The sequence below is a fragment of the Sodaliphilus sp. genome (assembly GCF_045598405.1).
Classification (GTDB): domain Bacteria; phylum Bacteroidota; class Bacteroidia; order Bacteroidales; family Muribaculaceae; genus Sodaliphilus; species Sodaliphilus limicaballi.
The window spans coordinates 1-19,615 of the sequence record NZ_JAZLLZ010000081.1 but is presented as its reverse complement, the minus strand read 5'-3'; the positions used below and the strand labels follow the sequence as shown (position 1 = coordinate 19,615).

The following is a 19,615-nucleotide window of genomic DNA, read 5'->3' as shown; positions in this document are numbered from 1 at the left end:
CACTGTTGTTTACTTGTTAATGTTGATGATATAGGCCTCGCCGGTGGGAGTCGAGAAGGCAATCTTGTCGCCTGCCGCAGTGGGCAGCGGATACATTGCTATCACGTCGTCGCTGGTGAGGGTTTGAGTTGTGCCGTTGAGGTCCACGGCGATGATACTTGACGAGGTATAGACACGACCATCATCCTGATCATTCATGCCCACGATGATATCGTTGCCCAGCCATCGCGGTGCTCTCACCTGCCCCAGCTCGATGAGGTTGCCTCCCTCAATGCTGCACACGTATGCGCCATAGCCGGTGACATAGAACAAGGCTTTAGTGCCGTCGGGCGACACCGAGGGCCAGATGTAGCGCTTGTCGCTGCCCAGGGGCGAGAACTCAGTGGTAACGCCGTTCTCGGTCTTCATGAGGTGGAGTTTGTCGATTGAGAGGATAGCATGAGCCTGCTGTGCCTGGACTTTACCCAGAGCCTTCATGCTCATCTTGCCCGATGCCACGGTGGTGGCTGTAGTGCCTTGCACATCCATAGCCTGCAAGTTGCGCGTGGGTTTCACTAGCACTGATTCCTTGCGGGTGGCTAGGTTCTTGTTTTTAACGCCCACTTTCTTGAGATGATGCTTGTCGTAGGAATTTTCGCGGTAGATCACATCCTGGCCGTCGGCCGAGATTTTCACATCGTGGCCAGCTCCCTGTGCATCGGTGAGTTTTTCCACCCTGCCAGTGGCAAGGTCATAGCGTGACAAACCCGCATTAGTGTCGGTAGTGATGAGCAGATAACTTCCGTCGGGACTTATCGCCGCCACTTTGTTAGCCAGGTTCTCGGGGATGTTGACCTTTGTGACCTCGCCCACGCTCACAAGCTGGGCATAGGCGCACAACGGCAACCCGAGTACTGCTGCAAACATTAGTTTCTTCATAGTCAAACTGTAGTTTTTTTATTTGGTTTTTATGTATTTAGTTCTTTTTGTAGCAAAGAATGTGTAAAATTATAAATAAAAATCGATTTTTGCAATAAAATGCAAAGAAAATTGACGACAATGTCGTAACATTGCATCGTCATTGCATCGACTTCTCCCACAGAGTATTTGTTGGATTATGATTGTATGTCTAAAATAACGGGAAAAAACCAAAACAGAATAACACGAGGATGTGTCAAAATGCGAAATCAAGTTGAGGTAGGGACGACACTCCCGTGTCGTCCGCACGCTCGGAACGAGCGTAGTACATTAGGCAATTACTTGAATATAAGCGTTCTAAGAACGCTGCGGACGATACGGGAGTATCGTCCCTACCTGCTCTTGTTTTTGCATTGTACTCTACCAAAGCGCATTTTGACACACCCTCGATTGTGTGATGATATCTCAGCCGGTCGTTTATTTACCGCTGAGAATCATGTTGATGATAGCGTTAGTGTCGGTGATGTCGATGGTTCCGTCACCATTCACGTCGGCACGATTACCATAAGGGTTATTGCCATTGAGAAGAATGTTGACAAGGATATTTGCATCGGTGATGTCAACCGAGCCATCCATGTTGATGTCGCCATTGCTGGGTACAGGGCCCGCCTCGCCTTGCTTAACGGTGATAGCGAGGGTCTGGGTCTTGAGAGCCACGAGAATTGTTGCCTCGCGATTGCTCACACCTTCAGGAAGAGCATCGGCAGTGAGGTCGAGGTTCACAATGCCAGAGAAGTACTCTCCCACTTCCTCGTCGGTTTTCATCACATCAGTGCCTTGCAGTGTGAGCCACTCGGGCTTGCCGGTGATGGTCCAGTTAGCAAATACCTCTGAAGCCTCAACAGCGAGCTGCTGTGTCTCGCCAGTTTCAGTGATTTCCACGGTGGTCTCCTGGGCATCGCCCGCAGCAATGTAGTCATACTGGGCATTGATGCTGAGCGCGAAGTGTGTGCCCACGGTCATGTCATCCTCGCTGAAACCCCATGCGTAACCGCCGCTGCAGTCCACCATGCACTCGTCCACGGGCTGGCCTTCCTCGTTATAGAGCATCCACTTGCAGTAACCCTGCTTCTCGATGAGGTCGGCATACTTGTCGTTAGCAGCAATGATCATGGGAGCAAACAGGTCAAGCTGATCGATGCCCTCGAGAAGCACATATATCTCCTTGTCGATTGCAAGCCACTCGTCGAAGTTGAAATCAAGAGTCATGAGTTCATCGTTGAGATCACCTGCGAGGACATACTGCGCCGTAGCAATGGGTTTAACGCTCTCGATGTCGCCATGCGCTGTGGGGGTCACCACCTTACATGTGATTGCCTGGCCAGCCTTGCCTGTGACAGTGGCAATGAGGCTGACGCGTGAGAATGCGTAGGGGCGAGCAGGAGCGTTGAAGTGGTGCATCATTGAGATAATCTGGGCCGAAGTGGCAATAGATTGCCTGCTCAGGATATCATTGTAGAAGTCATACCAAGGAACATACATCGATGCGTCCTTGCCAGCATAGGATGAAAGCAGCAAGGTGATGTCATTGAAATCGGCACGCGAGTCGTAGTTGCTTAATGTGGTCTTCACCGAGCCGTCGTCGCTAGCGTTGAACTCCAGAGCACCGCCATATCGCATACCGCCCTCCATGGTGTAGTAATAGGCCTCGATATCGCCGTAGTAGAGGCGCGGTGACGCATAGAGATTAGCGCAGTCGCGGTGAAACGATGTGGTAAGGTCGCGAGTGTGCTCTACGCTCAGCGAGTCGGTGCTGAGGTTTCCGTTATAGAATGTCCACTTGAAGTCGCTGTCGTTGCCACCGCTCGTCACATTGCGGAACGTCACGGGAACGGTGGGGGGAACAAGTGTTGCAGCAAAAGACGACACTGCCCCTTCGCTCAAGTAGAATGCCGAGCGAAACGCATCTTTGGGCATGACATACATGAGTTCCACGTCTTCCTCGTCCTTGAGAAGGGAATGGCTTGCCGGCTTTGAAGTTAACTTTGCGCTTTTTGTGGGAATACTAGTTAATTTAGATGTGCTGAAGCGAGAATCACTTTCCAAGTGAGTTAGCTTAGTGTTTGCTGTCTGGTTACCTGCAAATGCGGTTATGGCGAAAGCCGCCAGTGTTAATGATATAGTTCTTTTCATCGTAAATTATTATCAATTTCTCTTGAAAGGAAAGGACGGGGCGACTTTCTCAGCCACCCCGACCCAGGAATTAATATGTTAAGAAACTGCTATTATTCAGTTTTAGAGTTCTTAATCATAGATTACTTAGCAGTGCCAAGGATGATGTTGATAAGAGCGTTGATATCAGCAGCATCAACCTCACCGTTGCCATCTACGTCACAACGACCAGCATACTTAGCAGCGTCATCGAGACCAAGAACAACGTTGATGAGGATAGCAGAGTCTTTCACGTCAACCTCGCCGTCACCGTTAACGTCACCCTTGAGGCCTTCCTGCTTCTCACCCTGAGATACAGTAATTACCTCTGACCAAGCATCACGGAAACCGAACTTAATCTGGCACTCGCGGTAGTCAACACCTGCGGGAAGAGCCTCAGCTGTCAGCTTAACATTTGTTACATAATCATAAGCGTGACCCTGGCAAGTCATGCGGTCAGTAGTCTCGAAAGTGATCCACTCGGGAAGTTCCTCACCGTCAACAGTCCAGATATCCCACTCGTCACCGCTCTTGTAAGAGCCAACGAGGAAATTCTCTTCGCCACCAGCAGCATCCATCTTGAATTCATTAGACTCAGCAGCAACTACCAGCCAAGGCATCTCAACTTCAGCATCAACCTGGAAAGTGTAGTTGTAACCTACAGTTGTGTATGAATCGTCAAGATAGTAACCAAATGCAGCACCCTGATAAGAAATGTATGATTCTCCATCCATATCGAAGCTTACAGCTGCATAAGAACCGAAGTGGTTGTACTTGTCAACATAGCTTTCAAGACCTGCAACTGAAGGAGTAGTGAAGATCTTGAGCTGGTTGTTTTCGTATGCATCCTGCCAGCCAGAGAGTTCCAGGAACAGAGCATCCTCTATAGTGATACCATCGAGCATACCACCAAGTTCGTCCTCAGTGTAGAAGGGGAACACAGCCTCAAAACCGAAATCATCGGGATTAGAAACGGGAACTACAGCTTCAGACTCAGCGATGTAGTCACCAAGAGTGCCATCCTCGTTAATCTTGCGAACTTTAAGAGTAAGAGGAATTTCAACATCGGTGTTTACACCAAGGTTCCACTTAATAGCGTTCAGGATATAAGGAGCAGCAGGCTTCTCAAGCTCCTGGCAGATAGCCTCAACCTTAGCATTTGAAGCAGTGGGATAGTTTTTTTGAACACGAGCAAGCCACAAAGCATTGGGGTCGTTAGCGCCATACTGCCATGAAGGTGTAGCAAAGTAGGCGTAAGCCATGTTGAAGTAGTAGTTGTTACCACCATTAGCAATTGAAGGCTCAAAACCGTCATACTGAGCAACGGGATAAACATTTAATTCAGCAGTTGTTGTGTCGGCAACAATCTGAGGAACACCACCATACTGAACGAGACCCTGATATTCAAATTCATCTTCACCCTGCGCCAAAAGAGGAGCATAAGAAGACAGAGCGGGGAAATAGCTCAAGCCAGTAGAACCCATAAAGAAGTTCTTGTAGATAGAGTAACCAGTGTTCTCCTCAAAGTCGAAATCTTCAGAAGCAAGCTCAAACAGAGCACCTTCATTCTGATCATATTCTGCAAATGTGTACCACTCATAAGCAGCAGCGGGATTAGCTGAAACGTTGCGCCAAGTTGTCTTAGCGAAAGCGGGGAGAAGAAGACCATGGTAACCATGGCCATCCTCATCGCCTGACCACCACCAAGAACCATCGGGACGTACATACTCTACATCACCATCAGCCTTAACAGCTACCTTGCGAGCGCGAGATGCAAAAGAGCCAAATTCGCCTGCATACTTAAAGTTAGCAACATCTGCACTCAAGTGCTTGTTTGCCTTAGCCTCAACCTTAGCAACATTAGTTGCCTTTTCAAAATTTCTCACCTGAGCGTTGCTCTTGTGACTACCTGCATTAGCAGCAAGACCAAGAGTAGCTGCGAGTCCTAAAAGTACAAACTTTTTCATAATACAAAATTTTAAATTAAAAATTAAAAAAAAATGTTTTCTGGTTTTATAATCTTTCATGTTGTCTCACACTAACACATGCAAGACAACATGAAAGCATTCCGAGTGATTACTTCACGTTAACAAAGAAGAAGTCCTCGGGGTTAGCCTTGCTCACCAGTTGGAGGCGAGAAGGGTTCAACTTGTTTTCTTGCACGATGTCGTAAGAAGTAGAGAACACAAAGTCAAGGAATGACTGAGCGCTTGCTGCATTCTTAATCATTACACCACCATTGCTGTCGTAAGTGCCAGTAGCAGTAAACTTCACATTGTTGCTGCCATCAAAAGCATACTCGTTGAGCCAGAAGTTACCCTTGCGGCTACCAGCCTCGTAGTAGAAGGAGTAAGACTTCTGCTTGGTGTCATACTTGAACTGGAAGCCCTTGAGCGTAGCACGCATTGCGCCGCTCTTAACCTCGGCTGCGAGAGCAGCAAAACGAGTTGCAAACTCTCCGCCCATTGTGGTTGTTTCCATTTCCCATGCATAATCCTTAACGGGGAAAATCTCGTTGACGGGAAGAGAAGTGATGCGCGAAACATTGTCGTCGGTGCAAAGGAATGAACCATCCTGCTGCAGCTCGAAGTGCTGAACATAGTAGCCACTGGGAACAGGGGTCTCACCTGTAGTGTTATACAACTCGAGGGGAACGATGAAACGGAATCCCTTTTCGGTAGCAATAGCATTAGCGCTCACCTGGTCAACAATCTTGTAACCGCCCTGCTCATAGAACGAGGGGATGAGAGTGCTGATGTCGTTCACGATATACTTGTGACCATTACCAGCAGTCAAGAGAAGATCGGGGAACTTGGTGATGTTAGTGCTCTGCAGGATTTTGTTGATGCCAGCAAAGTAGTCAACAGGCTGGGTTTCCTCTGAGAGGCGATACATGATGATGGGCAGACGATATTTCTTACCCTCAACGAAAAGTGTATCACCTTTCACGCTCATGATATCAAACTCATAGTCGCCCTCGTGACCATAACCCTGCTCATCCTCTTCGGTATCAGGAATATCCTCGGGATTAGCAAAGATGTGGAAAATGGGGTTATAAGTATTGAATGTGAGAACAGGACCATCATCGGTGATAACTTCCCACATAGAATTCTTAGTGGCAAAAGTCTCACTTTGTCCAAGACCCTCGGCAACCCACTTGTTGTCGCCAGAGATATCAACCGAACCATCCTTATTAAACTTCATCACATACACATAGCCAGGTTCTCCAGTGCTGGCAAAGTATTCCATTGCCCACACGCCGCCCTTGTCGGTAAGCATCTTAGAATATTCATTCTTGGCATTCTCAAGACGCTCAGCAGCATTCTGGTCAAAGATGTCGGCTTCCTCCATCTTGAAACAAGATGTGGTGACACCCATGAGCACAAGAGCCATCAATGATAATTTTATGTATTTCATAATAATTTCTGAATTTTAGTAGTGAACAAATTACTCGATGTTGTTAACCCAATCGCGCAAATCCTTGATTACATAATGTTTTTGGCGATATTGAACATTTTCACGAAGTTTGTCTAGATCCACGCCCCACTCGTCGGCGAGCCACTGGCGAGCAATCTGAACCTTCTTGTTGATAACCTCAACACCGTCGATGCCATCTTTGTCAACTACATCATAGACTACAAGAGGATTGCCTTCGGGATCTTTACCCTTCTTCATCTGCTTAGTGCCGTCTTCATTAACCTGAACCTCGAAATCATATACATAGGTCTTGTCGGCCTCATCGCCAGAGTTGTTCTTGTAATAATAGTAGCAATAGTAGATTGCGCCCATCTCGTCCTCGCTGCTGGGAGTTTCCCAACCACGGCTTGCCATGTCGAGCAAGTAAGCCCACTGCTCGTCGGTTTTGACAATATAGTTAGCAATAACCTCGGCAAAGTCCTCACGGAACTCGCTTGAAGCGTAGGTTGAAACGAAACCCCAAGAAGCTACTACACCTTCCTGACGGTCGCCCCAGTTGTTGCTGTCATACTTACCCACTGACAGTGTGTTGAACTCGCTGGGATAAGTCTTGGTCTGGTGCAAGATGTGAGCAAACTCGTGGTGCATTGTCTTGAAGTAGTACTCGTTCATCTGGTTGAAGTCATTGATGTTCATCGAGTTCACACGGAAGAGCGAAACCTTGATGCCACCCTCGGCAAGACCTAGGATCATAGTACCTGATGTGGGGTTGTAGGCGGGTGAGCCAATGAGGTGGATAATGCGGGGGCCGTAAAGCTTAAGGAAGTCGGGACCCACTACCTCGCTGTAAGCATCAAACCACAAGTACTTGGTGAGTACAGCCAGGTCAACAGCGTTGTCGTAAGTGGCGGGAACCAAGTTGTAGTTCATGTTAGTTCCCACATCCTGCATCTTGTAACGGAAGTCAAGGTTGTAAGGAGTGAGATAGTTGTCACGCAAGAACTTGTCGAGCTTGTAAGTTGCTGAGTTGGGGTCGAGCGTTTCGTCAATCTTGGGGAAGATTGAGTTGGGGTCGAGTTTGTCATCACTACAAGAAGTGAAACCCATACCTACCACGCCAGCCAGCAACAGTGACGAAATATAATATTTTAACGATTTCATAATAATTACTCAGTTTAATTGATTAATTAACCTTGACATAATTTCCCTTAGCCTCAATGGGAGCCGAGAGAATCTGCATCTTGCCATTGTTATTAGGCTCGAAACCAGCCGAGATAGCCGAAGCGGGAACTTCGATTGCGTAGCGGGGATCGCCTGAAACCAGCTTGAACACTTTATTTGCACCATACTTGTGAGTAACCTCAAGACCGAGACGCTTGATGTCGAACCAGCGCTGACCTGTGTGGATAGTCTCGATGCGGCGGAAGTGCTGCACGCACTGCAAGTAAGGAAGCATCTCAGCAGAAACGCTGTACTTAGCACTGGGGCAAATCTCATCAATGTGGATGGGCTTAGCAATGCCAAAGTAGGTTGAATCACTGTAATAAATACCCAGATCTTTCTCACGATTTAAATTGCGCACATACTTTTCTTCAGCCTTGGTGTAGAATGAAACAATCTGCTCAGCAGTAAGCTCGGTCATACGGTCGTCACCGCTTACATTGTTACGGTGCTCCTCGTTCCAAACCTGAAGGTCGGCAAGAGCATTAGGTATATCATTCAGGAAGAGGTAAGCCTCGGCACGGTCGAGCAGAGTCTGCTCGGTTGTGAACTCGGCGCGGATACCATGGCAGTAGCCGATACCTGCAATCTTATCGGTGTATTCAAACTGCTCGAAAGAGTTACCACCAAAGTAGGTTCCGTACTCCTGACCACCTGCAGTACCACAATAGCCATTGAAGCAAGGCATCATTGCGAACGATTCCTTCGTGCGGCTGTTCTGATACCTACAATTTTCCCAAGACGGACCAGGACCCTGAACGGTTGCGCGCTTAGCCTCGCGGTTACAAGCATAGCGACCGCTTGATACGAATCGACGCCAGAATGTGGTGTAAGTAGTGAAGCACATCCACACGTTGGGGCGCTGCATGCTGGTGTTGTAACGACCGATGTCGCTGATGTAATAGAAACTGCTGTTGCTCCAGATGTCGTTGAGCATGGTAGCGGGATCGTTGCCCTTGAATGATGCAGTTGCATATTCAATTACCTTCTCATACTCGCGCTTGTACAGGTAGAAACGAGCAGCGAACGCATTGGCAGCAGCCTTGTTGAAGTGATACTTGGGCACTTCATAGAGACCGTCGTTGATGAGGGGAAGACCAGCCTTGAGGTCATTCTCGATGCACTCATACACATTAGCAAGAGTACCGCGCTCGTAGTGAGGCTTAACGGTAGTCTCGGGAGCGGTAACGTAAGGGATACCCTGCTGTGCCTTGCTCAGTTCGGGACCAGCATAGGGCATGCAGAAGAGGTTGGCAAGGATAAAGTGATGCCATGCACGAGAAACGAGAGCCTCGCCCTTGATAGCACTGAGTTTATCCTTCTCGTCCTGTGTGAGAGGACCATTGTAGGTTTGACCAGTAGTCTCAAACTCGTTGACCTTTTCAAGAACCGCGTTGCACACAGCGATAGCGCCGTAGCAACCTTCCCACGCGCCTGTGGGAGTGTCGTTGTCCTGACCCATTGTCACAGCTTCCCACTTGTAGAGCTGATCGTCGGCAGCCGCGTATGAGGGGCGGTTGTAACGCACACCAGCGTCACTGGGAGAGTTGTTGTCGATCACATTGTCACTTGAAAGCTCACCCACACAAGCATAGCTTGTACTCGAATAGCCATCTACCATGAGCTGACGCAACTGCTCCACGGTCTGCAGATAGACACGAGTGTCAGGTGACTTGTCTAGAAAGTCGCTACAAGAGCTGAGTGTAGCCAGCCCAAGAGCAGCAGACATTGCTATATATTTAAACTTCATAGTTATAATTCCTTTTAATAAATGTTATTATTAGAAACCTAAGCGCAGAGTGAATGTCACCTGCTTGGGGTTGGGTGATGCTACACCACCGCTGTTGTAGAACTCGGGATCCTGACCATTGAGTTTCTTGTCGGCATAGAGCAGACAGATGTTGGTAGCAGCGAGTTTGAGCGATGCACTTGACAGACGCAGCTTCTTGATGAAGTTAGCGGGGATGTCGTAAGTGAGCGAAACCTCTTTCAGACGGATGAAACCACCATCAGCGATGCGGGCTGTACTATAGTTGTAAGCGCTGTAAGCACGGCCAATGTAAGTGTCGCTGTAAACCTGACGGCGTGAAGCGATAGCAGGAATTGTGGTGTAAGCCTCATCACCAGGCATTACCCAACGGTTCTTGAACTCCTTAGCGCTTGCGTCCATATCACTGTAGCTAGCCGAGAAGGTGGGAGTGATGCGGAGCTTGTTGCCGAATGAGTAAGTCATGAACACGTTCAGGTGGAAGCCCTTCCAACTCAAGTTGTTACCGAAACCACCAGTGATAGTGGGATCAACGGGACCTTCATACTTGAGGAAGCCAAGGTTCTCATATTCCTGGAAGTTGATGTCCTCGTTAGCCATGATTTCGCCATCGGGGCCGTAGAACTGAGGAACACCGTGGCTGTCAAGACCTGCGAAGGGGATAGAGAAGATTGCACGGTGGGGATAGCCCTCGAGTGCAAAACCAGTACCGGGAACGAGGTCGATGATGCGTGAGCGAGACAACAGCTTGGTGATGTTAGTCTTGCTGTAAGAGAATGTGAAGTCGGTTGACCAAGAGAAGTCCTCGGGACGAGCACCTTCAATGTTCTTAGTAGAAACGGTGAACTCGACACCGTGTGAAGCCATCTCGGCAACGTTAGCATACTTGCTTGAAACGCCACCAACACCCTCTGTGTAGATGCGGCCGATGAGGTCGTAGTTATTACGCTTGTACCAGTCGAACTCGACGTTGATGCGGTTGTTCAAGAAACCGAGGTCAACACCGATGTCAAGCTCGTGCTTCTTCTCATAGGTGAGCTCGCTGTTGGCAAGACCGTTGAGTGAAATACCCATTTCCTTAGCCTCAGTTTCCTGACGCCAGGGACGGCTGGGATAGTACAGAGCCTCGGCATTAGCAAGTGCCATGGGACCGCTCTCACCAGTGAGTGAGTAGCTAGCGCGAACCTTAGCGTGAGATACTACATAGTTGTGGTTCTGCTGGAACTCTTTGAAGAAGTTCTCCTCGTCAACATTCCAAGCGCCAGAGATGTTCCAAGTGGGGAGCCAGCGGCTCTGGTTGGTCTTACCCATGAGGTTAGAACCCTCGTAACGGAATGTACCGTTTACAACGTAACGACCCTTGAAACCGTAGTTAGCGTTAGCGAAGTAAGCCATTGAGCGGCGGAAAGTCTTGCTGTCGCTGAAGTAAGCACCATTCTCCTCTTCCATCTGCTTGAAGAGCTTGTGGCTAGTGAAGGGGATGTTACCATTACTGTAAACGATGCCCCAGCCTTCGAATGCCTGGCGATAACGCTCCACTTTCTTAGCCTCCATACCACCGAAGAGGTTCAGCATGTGAGTAGAACCGAAGTTCTTCATGTAAGTGAATGTACCGCGGAAGTCATACTGTGACAGAGAGTTCTTAGAGTAGAACAGCATACCGCCCTTGGGAAGAACTGTCTCGGGAAGAGCGTTCTCAACGTCGGGATCGGTGTAGAGGTAGCTGTTAGAAGAACGTGTGATAGCGTCCTCGGGATCGATACCTGCACGATAAGCCTTGGCTTGGTTACTGTTGTCGAGGATATAGTGGTTGGTCTCGGCACCAGTATGGCGGTATGCACCCAAGAGGTTGAACTCGAGCGACTGACCCTGCTTGATGATGGGCTTGATGCTCAACTCACCCTGGAACTTGATATCGGTAACGCCGATGTCCATGTAGTTGTTGTCAAGCTCGTTGAAGATGTTGAAGTCAGAGTAGTTGCGACGATAGTAAGCATTGGGGTCAAGAGTACGAGCTGTGTTGAGGGCGAAGCTGTAGGGGTTGATGTCGAAGTCACGACGAACCTCACCATTCACAACGTCGATGTCGCGGCTCAGTGTGCCGGGAGCTTTCTGCTTGCGGTAGCTGTCGCTGTTGAGAAGCTTGATCTTGATCTTGTCAGTAATCTGATAGCTTGCATTACTATTAAATGTGTAACGCTCCACGCGGCTTGACTTGTACCAGCCGGGATCGTTCATTACTGATACCGAAGTATAGAATGAACCCTTGTCGGTACCACCGCTCACGCTCAAGGCGTGGTTCTGCATCACGTTGTTGTTGAACAACAGGTCGAACCAGTCGGTGTTGCGATACTCAGCCTCGCGCAGGTAATCGTTCATCGCAGCGCGCGTGTTGGGCAGAGCGTATGTGCCGCTGATGGGATCATACTGGGTCATGAGGTTGTACATGCGACCATAGATACCGCTTGACGAACCGTTAGCGAGAGAAGCGAACTCAAGCCAACCCTTCTGCTCCATTTCCTTGTAGATACTCATCTGCTCCTGCGAGTTACTGATGTTGTAGTCAGCATAGCGGGGCTTCAAGCGATAAGTGAACTCACCGGTATAGTTGAGAGAAGTGTGACCCTTGCGACCCTGCTTGGTGGTGATGACAATCACACCGGCATTAGCCTGGGCACCATAGATAGATGTAGCCGAACCGTCCTTGAGGATTTCGAACTTCTCGATATCGTCGGCATTAAGACCAGCCACAGCCGATGCGATAAGAGTAGTAGCGTCACCACTTGAGAGGTCATCGGCACTGATCTCGACGTTATCCTCGAGAATCACACCGTCAACAACCCAGAGGGGCTTTGAGCTACCATAGATAGATGTAGCGCCACGCACGCGGATTTTGGGAGCAGTACCGAATGTACCTGTGACATTCTGCACCTGCACACCAGCAGCGCGGCCTTCGAGACCACGGCTCACGTCGGCAACACCCGAGAGGTTAGCCTTGTTACCGTCGATACTAGAAGTAGCACCGGTGAAAAGGCGCTTGTCCAGTTTCTGGTAACCAGTAACAACGACTGTTTCGAGAGACTGGCCAGCTTGTTTTAGATTAATTACAATGTCACCCGCCTTAGCTGTGAACTCATAGTCCTCATAACCGATGTATTTAACAACGATGTGAGCACCATTGGGCACAGTGAGAGTGAACTTACCGTCCATATCGGTTGCAACACCGTTGCCAGGTTTGTTCTTCTGGGCTACAGTTGCACCGATTGCTCCTTCATTGTTCTCGTCAAGCACAGTACCAGTAACCTTTACCTGCGCGGTAACGGCCAACGATACTACTGAGAGGACAAAGAGCAAAAGTAACTTTTTGAGACTCATAAGCACTGATTTTTTAATTATTATTTTTTATTGTTTTTTATCTACCGTCAGCACCTACTATACTAATACACAACCAACAAGACCACGGCGCCGCCCATAGTTTGGGCATGAATTTAAGCGCTGGTCTTCTCGGTATTTGTCTCGTTTAGGTTAGCAGGTTCTTAACATTAATATGTATTATTGGTGCAAAATTAAGCAAATAATTTGGAAAAAGCAACTTTTCGTATTAAAAATGCAACATAAACTAACTATTTGTAAAACACTTTTATTTTTTCACATACAGTTGCTTTTAAACTATAACCATGCCGAAAGTGCTGTTTTTACTGAAAAAAAAGCGGAAAAAAGACTGCTGTCCTCGTTCCGCGATATTAATTGTTAGCATAATCTCGCTAAATAGTTATTATTTCACATCCATGGCAGCCGCAAGGGGGGACAACTGAAAGAAATTATCCGAATTTAAAAAGGAATTTTTATATACAATCTATTTAGATATGGCTCTACGCTTGAAATATACTGAAAATAAAAAATTTCTCACACCTTGCCCGCCAGGGCCTGCCACAAGTTGTCATCGGGCACTGGTGCGGTGACATCGATGAGGTTGCCGCTCACCGGGTGAACGAAGTGGATGCGGTGGCTCTGCAACGAGATGCCTCCGTCGGGGTTGCTGCGCGGGGCTCCGTACTTGAGATCGCCCTTGATGGGACACCCTATTGCCGAGAGCTGGGCACGTATCTGGTGCTTGCGCCCGGTGATAAGCTCAATTTCGAGCAAGTGATAATTGTCGCCACTGGCAATCACGCGATAGTTGAGCACAGCCTTCACGCTTCCAGGCGTGGGCGATGACGACACATAAGTCTTGTTGTTGCGCTCGCGCATGGTTAGGTAGTGGGTGAGCGTGCCAGCACCCTGTGGCGGGCGGTTCTTCACTATGGCCCAATAGGTCTTGTGCACATCGCCCTTGCGAAACAGCTCGTCCATGCGCGACAGGCCCTTACTGGTGCGGGCAAACACCACAAGCCCGCACGTGGGGCGGTCGATGCGGTGAGTCACCCCGCAGAACACATTGCCGGGCTTGTTATACTTCTCCTTGATCCACTGCCTCACGATATCCACCAGCGGAGTGTCGCCAGTCTTGTCACCTTGCACAATTTCGCCAGCTGCCTTGTTGACGATTACTATGTGATTGTCTTCGTATAATACTTCCATTTACACCTTATATTATATATAGAGCATGAAAATTGCCCCTTTGCGGTGCAAATTTACTAATTTTATCTCAAATTGGGGTTGACATTTGAGCATATTTTAGTAACTTTGCGAGACAAGAACTATTAACAACTAAAAAACTAATTAATTATACTCAAACTTATGGCAAATATTCCCGAGTTCAAGTATGCACCCATGTTCCAACTGGGCGAAGACAAGACCGAATACCGCCTCCTCACTAAGGAAGGCGTGAGCGTAGGTGACTTTGAAGGCAAAGAAATCGTTAAAGTCACTCCCGAAGCTCTCGAGCTGCTAGCACAGCAGGCATTCCACGATGTGGAGTTCATGCTGCGTCGCGAACACAATGAGCAGGTGGCTGCAATCCTCAACGATCCCGAGGCAAGCGAGAACGACAAATATGTAGCGCTCCAGTTCCTGCGCAACGCCGAGACTGCCGCCAAGGGCGTGCTCCCCTTCTGCCAAGATACAGGCACTGCAATCATCCATGGCGAGAAAGGCCAGCAGGTGTGGACAGGATTTGAGGACGAAGAGGCTCTGTCAAAGGGCGTTTACAATACCTTCACACAGGACAACCTGCGCTACTCGCAGAATGCTCCCCTCAACATGTATGACGAGGTGAACACTCGCTGCAACCTGCCCGCACAGATTGATATTGAGGCAGTTGAGGGCGCTGAATACCGCTTCGTCATGGTGGCTAAGGGCGGTGGCTCGGCCAACAAGACATATTTCTACCCCATGACCAAGGCTACCATCCAGAACGAAGGCACTCTCCTCCCCTTCCTGGTAGAGAAGATGAAGTCGCTGGGTACCGCAGCTTGCCCCCCCTATCACATCGCATTCGTGATTGGCGGCACAAGCGCTGAGAAGAACCTGCTCACAGTGAAGCTCGCTTCAATCAAATACTACGACGAACTGCCCACCACAGGCGACGAGACCGGCCGCGCATTCCGCGACATCGACCTGGAGCAGAAGCTGCTCGTTGAGGCTCACAAGATCGGTCTGGGCGCACAGTTTGGCGGCAAGCACATGGCTCACGACATCCGCGTGATTCGTCTGCCTCGCCACGGCGCATCTTGCCCCATCGGCATGGGCGTTAGCTGCTCGGCCGACCGCAACATCAAGGCAAAAATCAACAAGGACGGTATCTGGCTGGAGAAGATGGACGCTACTCCCACCGAGCTGATTCCCGAAGAACTTCGTCAACCCGGCGAGGGCGGCAACGGCGTGGTTATCGACCTGGACAAGGGCATCGACGCAGTGCGCGCCGAGCTCACCAAGTATCCCGTCAGCACCCGCGTTAACCTCAAGGGAACTATCATCGTGGCTCGCGACATCGCTCACGCTAAGCTCAAAGCACGTCTCGACGCAGGCGAGGGTATGCCCCAATACTTCAAGGATCACCCCATCCTGTATGCTGGTCCCGCTAAGACTCCCGAAGGCTATCCCTGCGGCTCTATGGGTCCCACAACTGCTAACCGCATGGATCCATACGTTGATGAATTCCAGGACAACGGCGCATCACTCGTAATGATTGCCAAGGGTAACCGCGGTCAGGAAGTTACCGACGCTTGTAAGAAGCACGGCGGTTTCTATCTGGGTACAATCGGCGGCGTTGCCGCAGTGCTGTCACAGAGCAGCATCAAGAGCATCGAGTGCGTTGAGTATCCCGAACTCGGCATGGAGGCAATCTGGAAGATCACCGTTGAAGACTTCCCCGCATTCATCCTAGTGGACGACAAGGGCAACGACTTCTTCAAGACCATCGCCAAGTGCCCCCTGCACTAATCTCCCGCTTTTCTCTCGCAGATTGCGCAGATAACGCAGATTGATTTAATTCACTGATTTTTCAGAAATTAAAATAATTAGAATAATTTCTTCTATTTTCTTTCTACTGAAAGAAATTATTCAAATTTAAAAGAAATACTTTATAACGACACCAGGCTTGACCGTAGTGGACAAGCCTGGTGTTTTTAACTCTTTCGTGCGCAAGTTGAGGTATCAGGATGAACAGTAAAAGACAGTCGAACGAATAAATGTGCTAACAACTATCACCTTCCTTAAATAGAAGCCGCTTATAGCCACTTGTGTGGGGCGCGGGTGAAGCGGTTGATGAGTCTTGACCAAGTGCGATGATAGCGCAGCGGGCCTCCCAATACACGCTGATAAAACTCGGGGTGACGCTTGTTGAGTGTGTCGATGACATGGTGCTTGTACTTGCGGTCGCGTATGCGTTTAGACCCGGCATGAATGCGATAACGCAACCCCACACGCTCGGTGGTCAACACATCTCCGCCATCCTTGAGCACAGCAGTCCAGAACGCCCAGTCCTCAAGGGCAATTATTTCCTCGTCATATCCGCCCACACGCTCCCACTCCTCGCGGCGATAGAGTGCTGTGGCGCATATCATGTTGCGTCGCGCAAGCAGTTTGAGCGAGAACGCTGGTAACTTCCATGGGCCAGAGCGAGCTCCGAAGAACTCACCACGCGGCATCACAACCTTAACCCCTGGTTTGCTCTCAATAAGTCTCACCAGTTCTTCTACAAGCCACGGCATGATAAGGTCATCGGCATCCACAGGCAGGATGTAGTATCCCCGAGCATTCTCTATGGCATTATTACGGGCGCGACAAGCACCAGCATTGCTCTGCCTGATGAGCCTCACGCGAGGGTCGCGAGCAGCATGCTGCTCAACGATGGCTGCTGTCGAGTCGGTTGAGCCATCGTCAACCACGACAACCTCAATGTTGTTATAGGACGAAGCAAGCACGCTATTCAGCGTCTCGTCGATGTATTGCTCGGCATTGTAAACCGGCGTTATGATTGAAACCAGTTTGTTGTTCATCTTTTGTCCTTTTATTATTGCTGTCTGGTTTAATTCACGAGAGTAGTTCTAACTTCCCCCAAACACTGCTAGTTACGATACTTTGGTATAACCGGGGCTTGGTATAGAATAAAAAAGAAAATGTTTTTTTTTGTTTATATGGCTCACGCCCAAAAAAAATGGAGGACTCCGTCCTCAAAATGATAATACACTATCTGTGAGGTAATTTCATTTTGCTTGCAGAGCAGGCTATTTTCTAAGCGAAGCATAAAAATCAAAATAAAAATATTTTCTTTTTTTTACCGGACAACAATAAATTTTTTACATGTCAAAGGTACAAATAAAAATGCGAACCAACACAACATACATGTGTTTTTTTCAGAGCAACTGCATCAAAATTGTTGCAGCAATACATATCCTATCAGGCTTCACCTATAGAACATCTCGCGCGGATTTCACTGAACTCACTGATTTTTATAATTGAAAATTAACAAAAAATCCGTGGGATTCGTGAGATCCGCGTGGGGAGTCCGAAAAAAACGTCAACCCAACCGCAACTTGTTAATAATTATTAAACACGGGAAATAATTTGTTATGATTTATTAAATTATTATTTTTGTAGATTGTAATATTGTGTATATTACTCAAATTGTACAAACGACTTAAAAACATGCTATAACAAATTGTTTATGAAGAAATTACTTTCATTGCTCGTGATGCTTGCAATAGCCGCTACTGCTGTTGCACACGGATCTGGTGAGGGAGTTCGCAAATCAGCCAGTCGCAGTTTAGACCATGTATATGACAACAACAAGAATTATGCAGTGACCCGCATCGACGCTGACACTTACCGCGACTATTCAGTAGAAGATCTCACGCTGGGCAACACTGTGTCATCGTTTGCCACTGACGCGTTGTCAAATGCGACAAACCTCAAAAACGTGACATTGCTCAACACAGGTAGCGTGCGCTGGGACGGCAAGTTCTTTGGCAACAACGCCTCTGGATTCACCTTCTGGGTAAGAAACGATGCGTTCAACGGTTTCTACACCTCGGCACTCAAGAACTGGGATATGGGCGGAGGCAAGTCAGGTATCGATTTCCTGGCTCCCTATATCCAGAGCACATATGATAACACCACATTCTCGTGCGCAGTTCCCGTGACATACAACGGTAGCGGTCTCAATGCCTATTATGTGACAAGCGGTATAGGCAACACACTTGTCAACTCAAGGATCATAAATGTAGCGGCTGGTACTGGTGTTGTAGCAACCGGAATCCAAAACGGTGAAATCTATCGCCTGCCCCGCGTGACAAGCGGCAGCAACCCACTTCGCAACCTGCTGGTAGGCGTTCCTGGCACCATGGTTGATGTGTATGGCGAGAGCGGAGGTTACATCTGGAACCCCAGCAGCAAGAAGTTCGTCCGCCCCAGGCACAGCGGCAACTATGCTCTCTCGGGCTCCAGCTACCTCAAGATTCCCAGTGCACAGCAAGAAGGCTACAATGAGTACTTCCTCGACCTGTGGCCCACTCCCGACGGAAAGAAGGGCGACGTGAATGGCGACGGCGTGGTGGATATCACCGATGCTAACATCCTCATCAACGTCACTCTGGGCAAGGACAGCGCAAGCAAGTATGCCGGAGCCGATGTGACCTGCGACAGCGTGGTGGACATTGCCGACGTGAACGCTGTGCTCAACCTCATTCAGGGGAAATAAAAAAGCCTCTCCCCCGACCCCTCTCCTACAGAGAGGGGAGAAAGCTGGACACAGAAGAAATCTTTAGTGATTATAACCATGTTTACAGGGCTATCGCCACAATCTGCGATAGCCCTGTTTGGTTGTAGCAGAATAACAAATAGCTATTCAAAACGCACTATTTCTGTGAACAAAGGTTAAAGTTTTGCTATTTTCGGTATTTTTTTGGCAAAAATACTTGGCAGTTGCGAAAATTGTTGTACCTTTGCACTCGCAAACAACGCGGGATGGAGCAGTGGTAGCTCGTTGGGCTCATAACCCAAAGGTCGTTGGTTCGAATCCTTCTCCCGCTACTCAGTGAGGCTGGACGCAAGTCCGGCCTTGTTTTTTTTGTAAGCGGTTACCCGATTACAAAAAAAGAGGATGAGAGAGGATGAGAGAGGAGAGAGTAACTATTCACCAATGGAACTCCCCGCGCGGATCTCACTGAACTCACTGATTTTTTCATTGAATATATATATTGTGGATTTTTTAGACCTCAGGGAGGTCGTAACTTTGGTTAAGAGGGTGTGTCAAAATGTGTGCATTCTACACTACCAAAGCGCATTTTGACACACCCTCCATTGCATCGTAACCGATGGCCGCAGTTGCGGTGCAATTTTGATGCGTTTGCCATGTAATCTGACGTTAATGTTGTCTGGATAGCGTCTTGGCGACGGAGTCGTCACATTGCATCGTAACCGATGGCCGCAGGCCGTCGGAAAGGAATACGCCCCCCAAAAAACCGACCCCGAAGGGGTCGCACTGTGCGAATCTTGCACGTTTCGAGGTAGCGGTCTTCAACCGCAGTATAGTGTATCGCGTTTACCCTGCCCTGCCTTCGCTTGCGCTCAGTTAGGACAGGGTTATGTGCAGAACTGCGTTCTGCGTGTCGGCTTTCAGCCTCTATTTGCCTTATGCTTTGTGCGAGAGAAAGATTT

Annotated in this window: 11 protein-coding genes and 1 tRNA gene; 3 read left to right on the top strand and 9 right to left on the bottom strand. The window is 48.8% G+C overall.

Going from position 1 to position 19,615, the window contains the following annotated elements:
* Positions 1 to 9 precede the first annotated feature (9 nt).
* From ACKI3C_RS06510 to ACKI3C_RS06475, 8 genes are all read right to left on the bottom strand, one after another.
* On the bottom strand, positions 10 to 918 hold the full coding sequence (locus tag ACKI3C_RS06510) for a TolB family protein (protein ID WP_407403250.1): 909 nt from the start codon (positions 916 to 918) through the stop codon (positions 10 to 12).
* 456 nt (positions 919 to 1,374) lie between these two features.
* A complete protein-coding gene (locus tag ACKI3C_RS06505; protein WP_407403248.1) occupies positions 1,375 to 3,090 on the bottom strand; it encodes a dockerin type I domain-containing protein in 1,716 nt (571 codons plus the stop codon).
* A gap of 122 nt (positions 3,091 to 3,212) precedes the next feature.
* A complete protein-coding gene (locus ACKI3C_RS06500; protein ID WP_407403246.1) occupies positions 3,213 to 5,075 on the bottom strand; it encodes a dockerin type I repeat-containing protein in 1,863 nt (620 codons plus the stop codon).
* A 109-nt stretch (positions 5,076 to 5,184) separates the two neighbouring features.
* Positions 5,185 to 6,525: a DUF4302 domain-containing protein gene (locus ACKI3C_RS06495; protein WP_407403244.1), complete on the bottom strand. Its 1,341-nt coding sequence runs from the start codon at positions 6,523 to 6,525 to the stop codon at positions 5,185 to 5,187.
* A gap of 30 nt (positions 6,526 to 6,555) precedes the next feature.
* Complete coding sequence (locus ACKI3C_RS06490) at positions 6,556 to 7,686, bottom strand: putative zinc-binding metallopeptidase (RefSeq protein ID WP_407403242.1); 1,131 nt, start codon at positions 7,684 to 7,686, stop codon at positions 6,556 to 6,558.
* Positions 7,687 to 7,708: 22 nt separating this feature from the next.
* On the bottom strand, positions 7,709 to 9,496 hold the full coding sequence (locus ACKI3C_RS06485; protein ID WP_407403240.1) for a RagB/SusD family nutrient uptake outer membrane protein: 1,788 nt from the start codon (positions 9,494 to 9,496) through the stop codon (positions 7,709 to 7,711).
* Positions 9,497 to 9,526: 30 nt separating this feature from the next.
* Positions 9,527 to 12,889, bottom strand: coding sequence for a SusC/RagA family TonB-linked outer membrane protein (locus tag ACKI3C_RS06480; RefSeq protein ID WP_407403238.1), 3,363 nt, complete (start codon positions 12,887 to 12,889; stop codon positions 9,527 to 9,529).
* 531 nt (positions 12,890 to 13,420) lie between these two features.
* On the bottom strand, positions 13,421 to 14,095 hold the full coding sequence (locus ACKI3C_RS06475) for an RluA family pseudouridine synthase (protein ID WP_407403236.1): 675 nt from the start codon (positions 14,093 to 14,095) through the stop codon (positions 13,421 to 13,423).
* A 159-nt stretch (positions 14,096 to 14,254) separates the two neighbouring features.
* On the opposite strand from ACKI3C_RS06475, the gene ACKI3C_RS06470 reads away from it, so the two are divergent.
* Complete coding sequence (locus ACKI3C_RS06470; RefSeq protein WP_407403234.1) at positions 14,255 to 15,898, top strand: fumarate hydratase; 1,644 nt, start codon at positions 14,255 to 14,257, stop codon at positions 15,896 to 15,898.
* Between the two features lie 287 nt (positions 15,899 to 16,185).
* Here ACKI3C_RS06470 and ACKI3C_RS06465 read toward each other — a convergent pair whose 3' ends face one another.
* Positions 16,186 to 16,956 carry a glycosyltransferase family 2 protein gene (locus tag ACKI3C_RS06465; RefSeq protein ID WP_407403232.1) on the bottom strand — a complete coding sequence of 257 codons (771 nt, stop codon included), beginning with the start codon at positions 16,954 to 16,956 and terminating at the stop codon, positions 16,186 to 16,188.
* 668 nt (positions 16,957 to 17,624) lie between these two features.
* Here ACKI3C_RS06465 and ACKI3C_RS06460 point away from each other — a divergent pair.
* Entirely contained in the window at positions 17,625 to 18,656 is a 1,032-nt protein-coding gene (locus ACKI3C_RS06460) for a dockerin type I repeat-containing protein (RefSeq protein WP_407403230.1), read from the top strand.
* A 260-nt stretch (positions 18,657 to 18,916) separates the two neighbouring features.
* Positions 18,917 to 18,988: transfer RNA gene (locus ACKI3C_RS06455), tRNA-Met, on the top strand.
* The last annotated feature ends 627 nt before the right edge of the window (positions 18,989 to 19,615 follow it).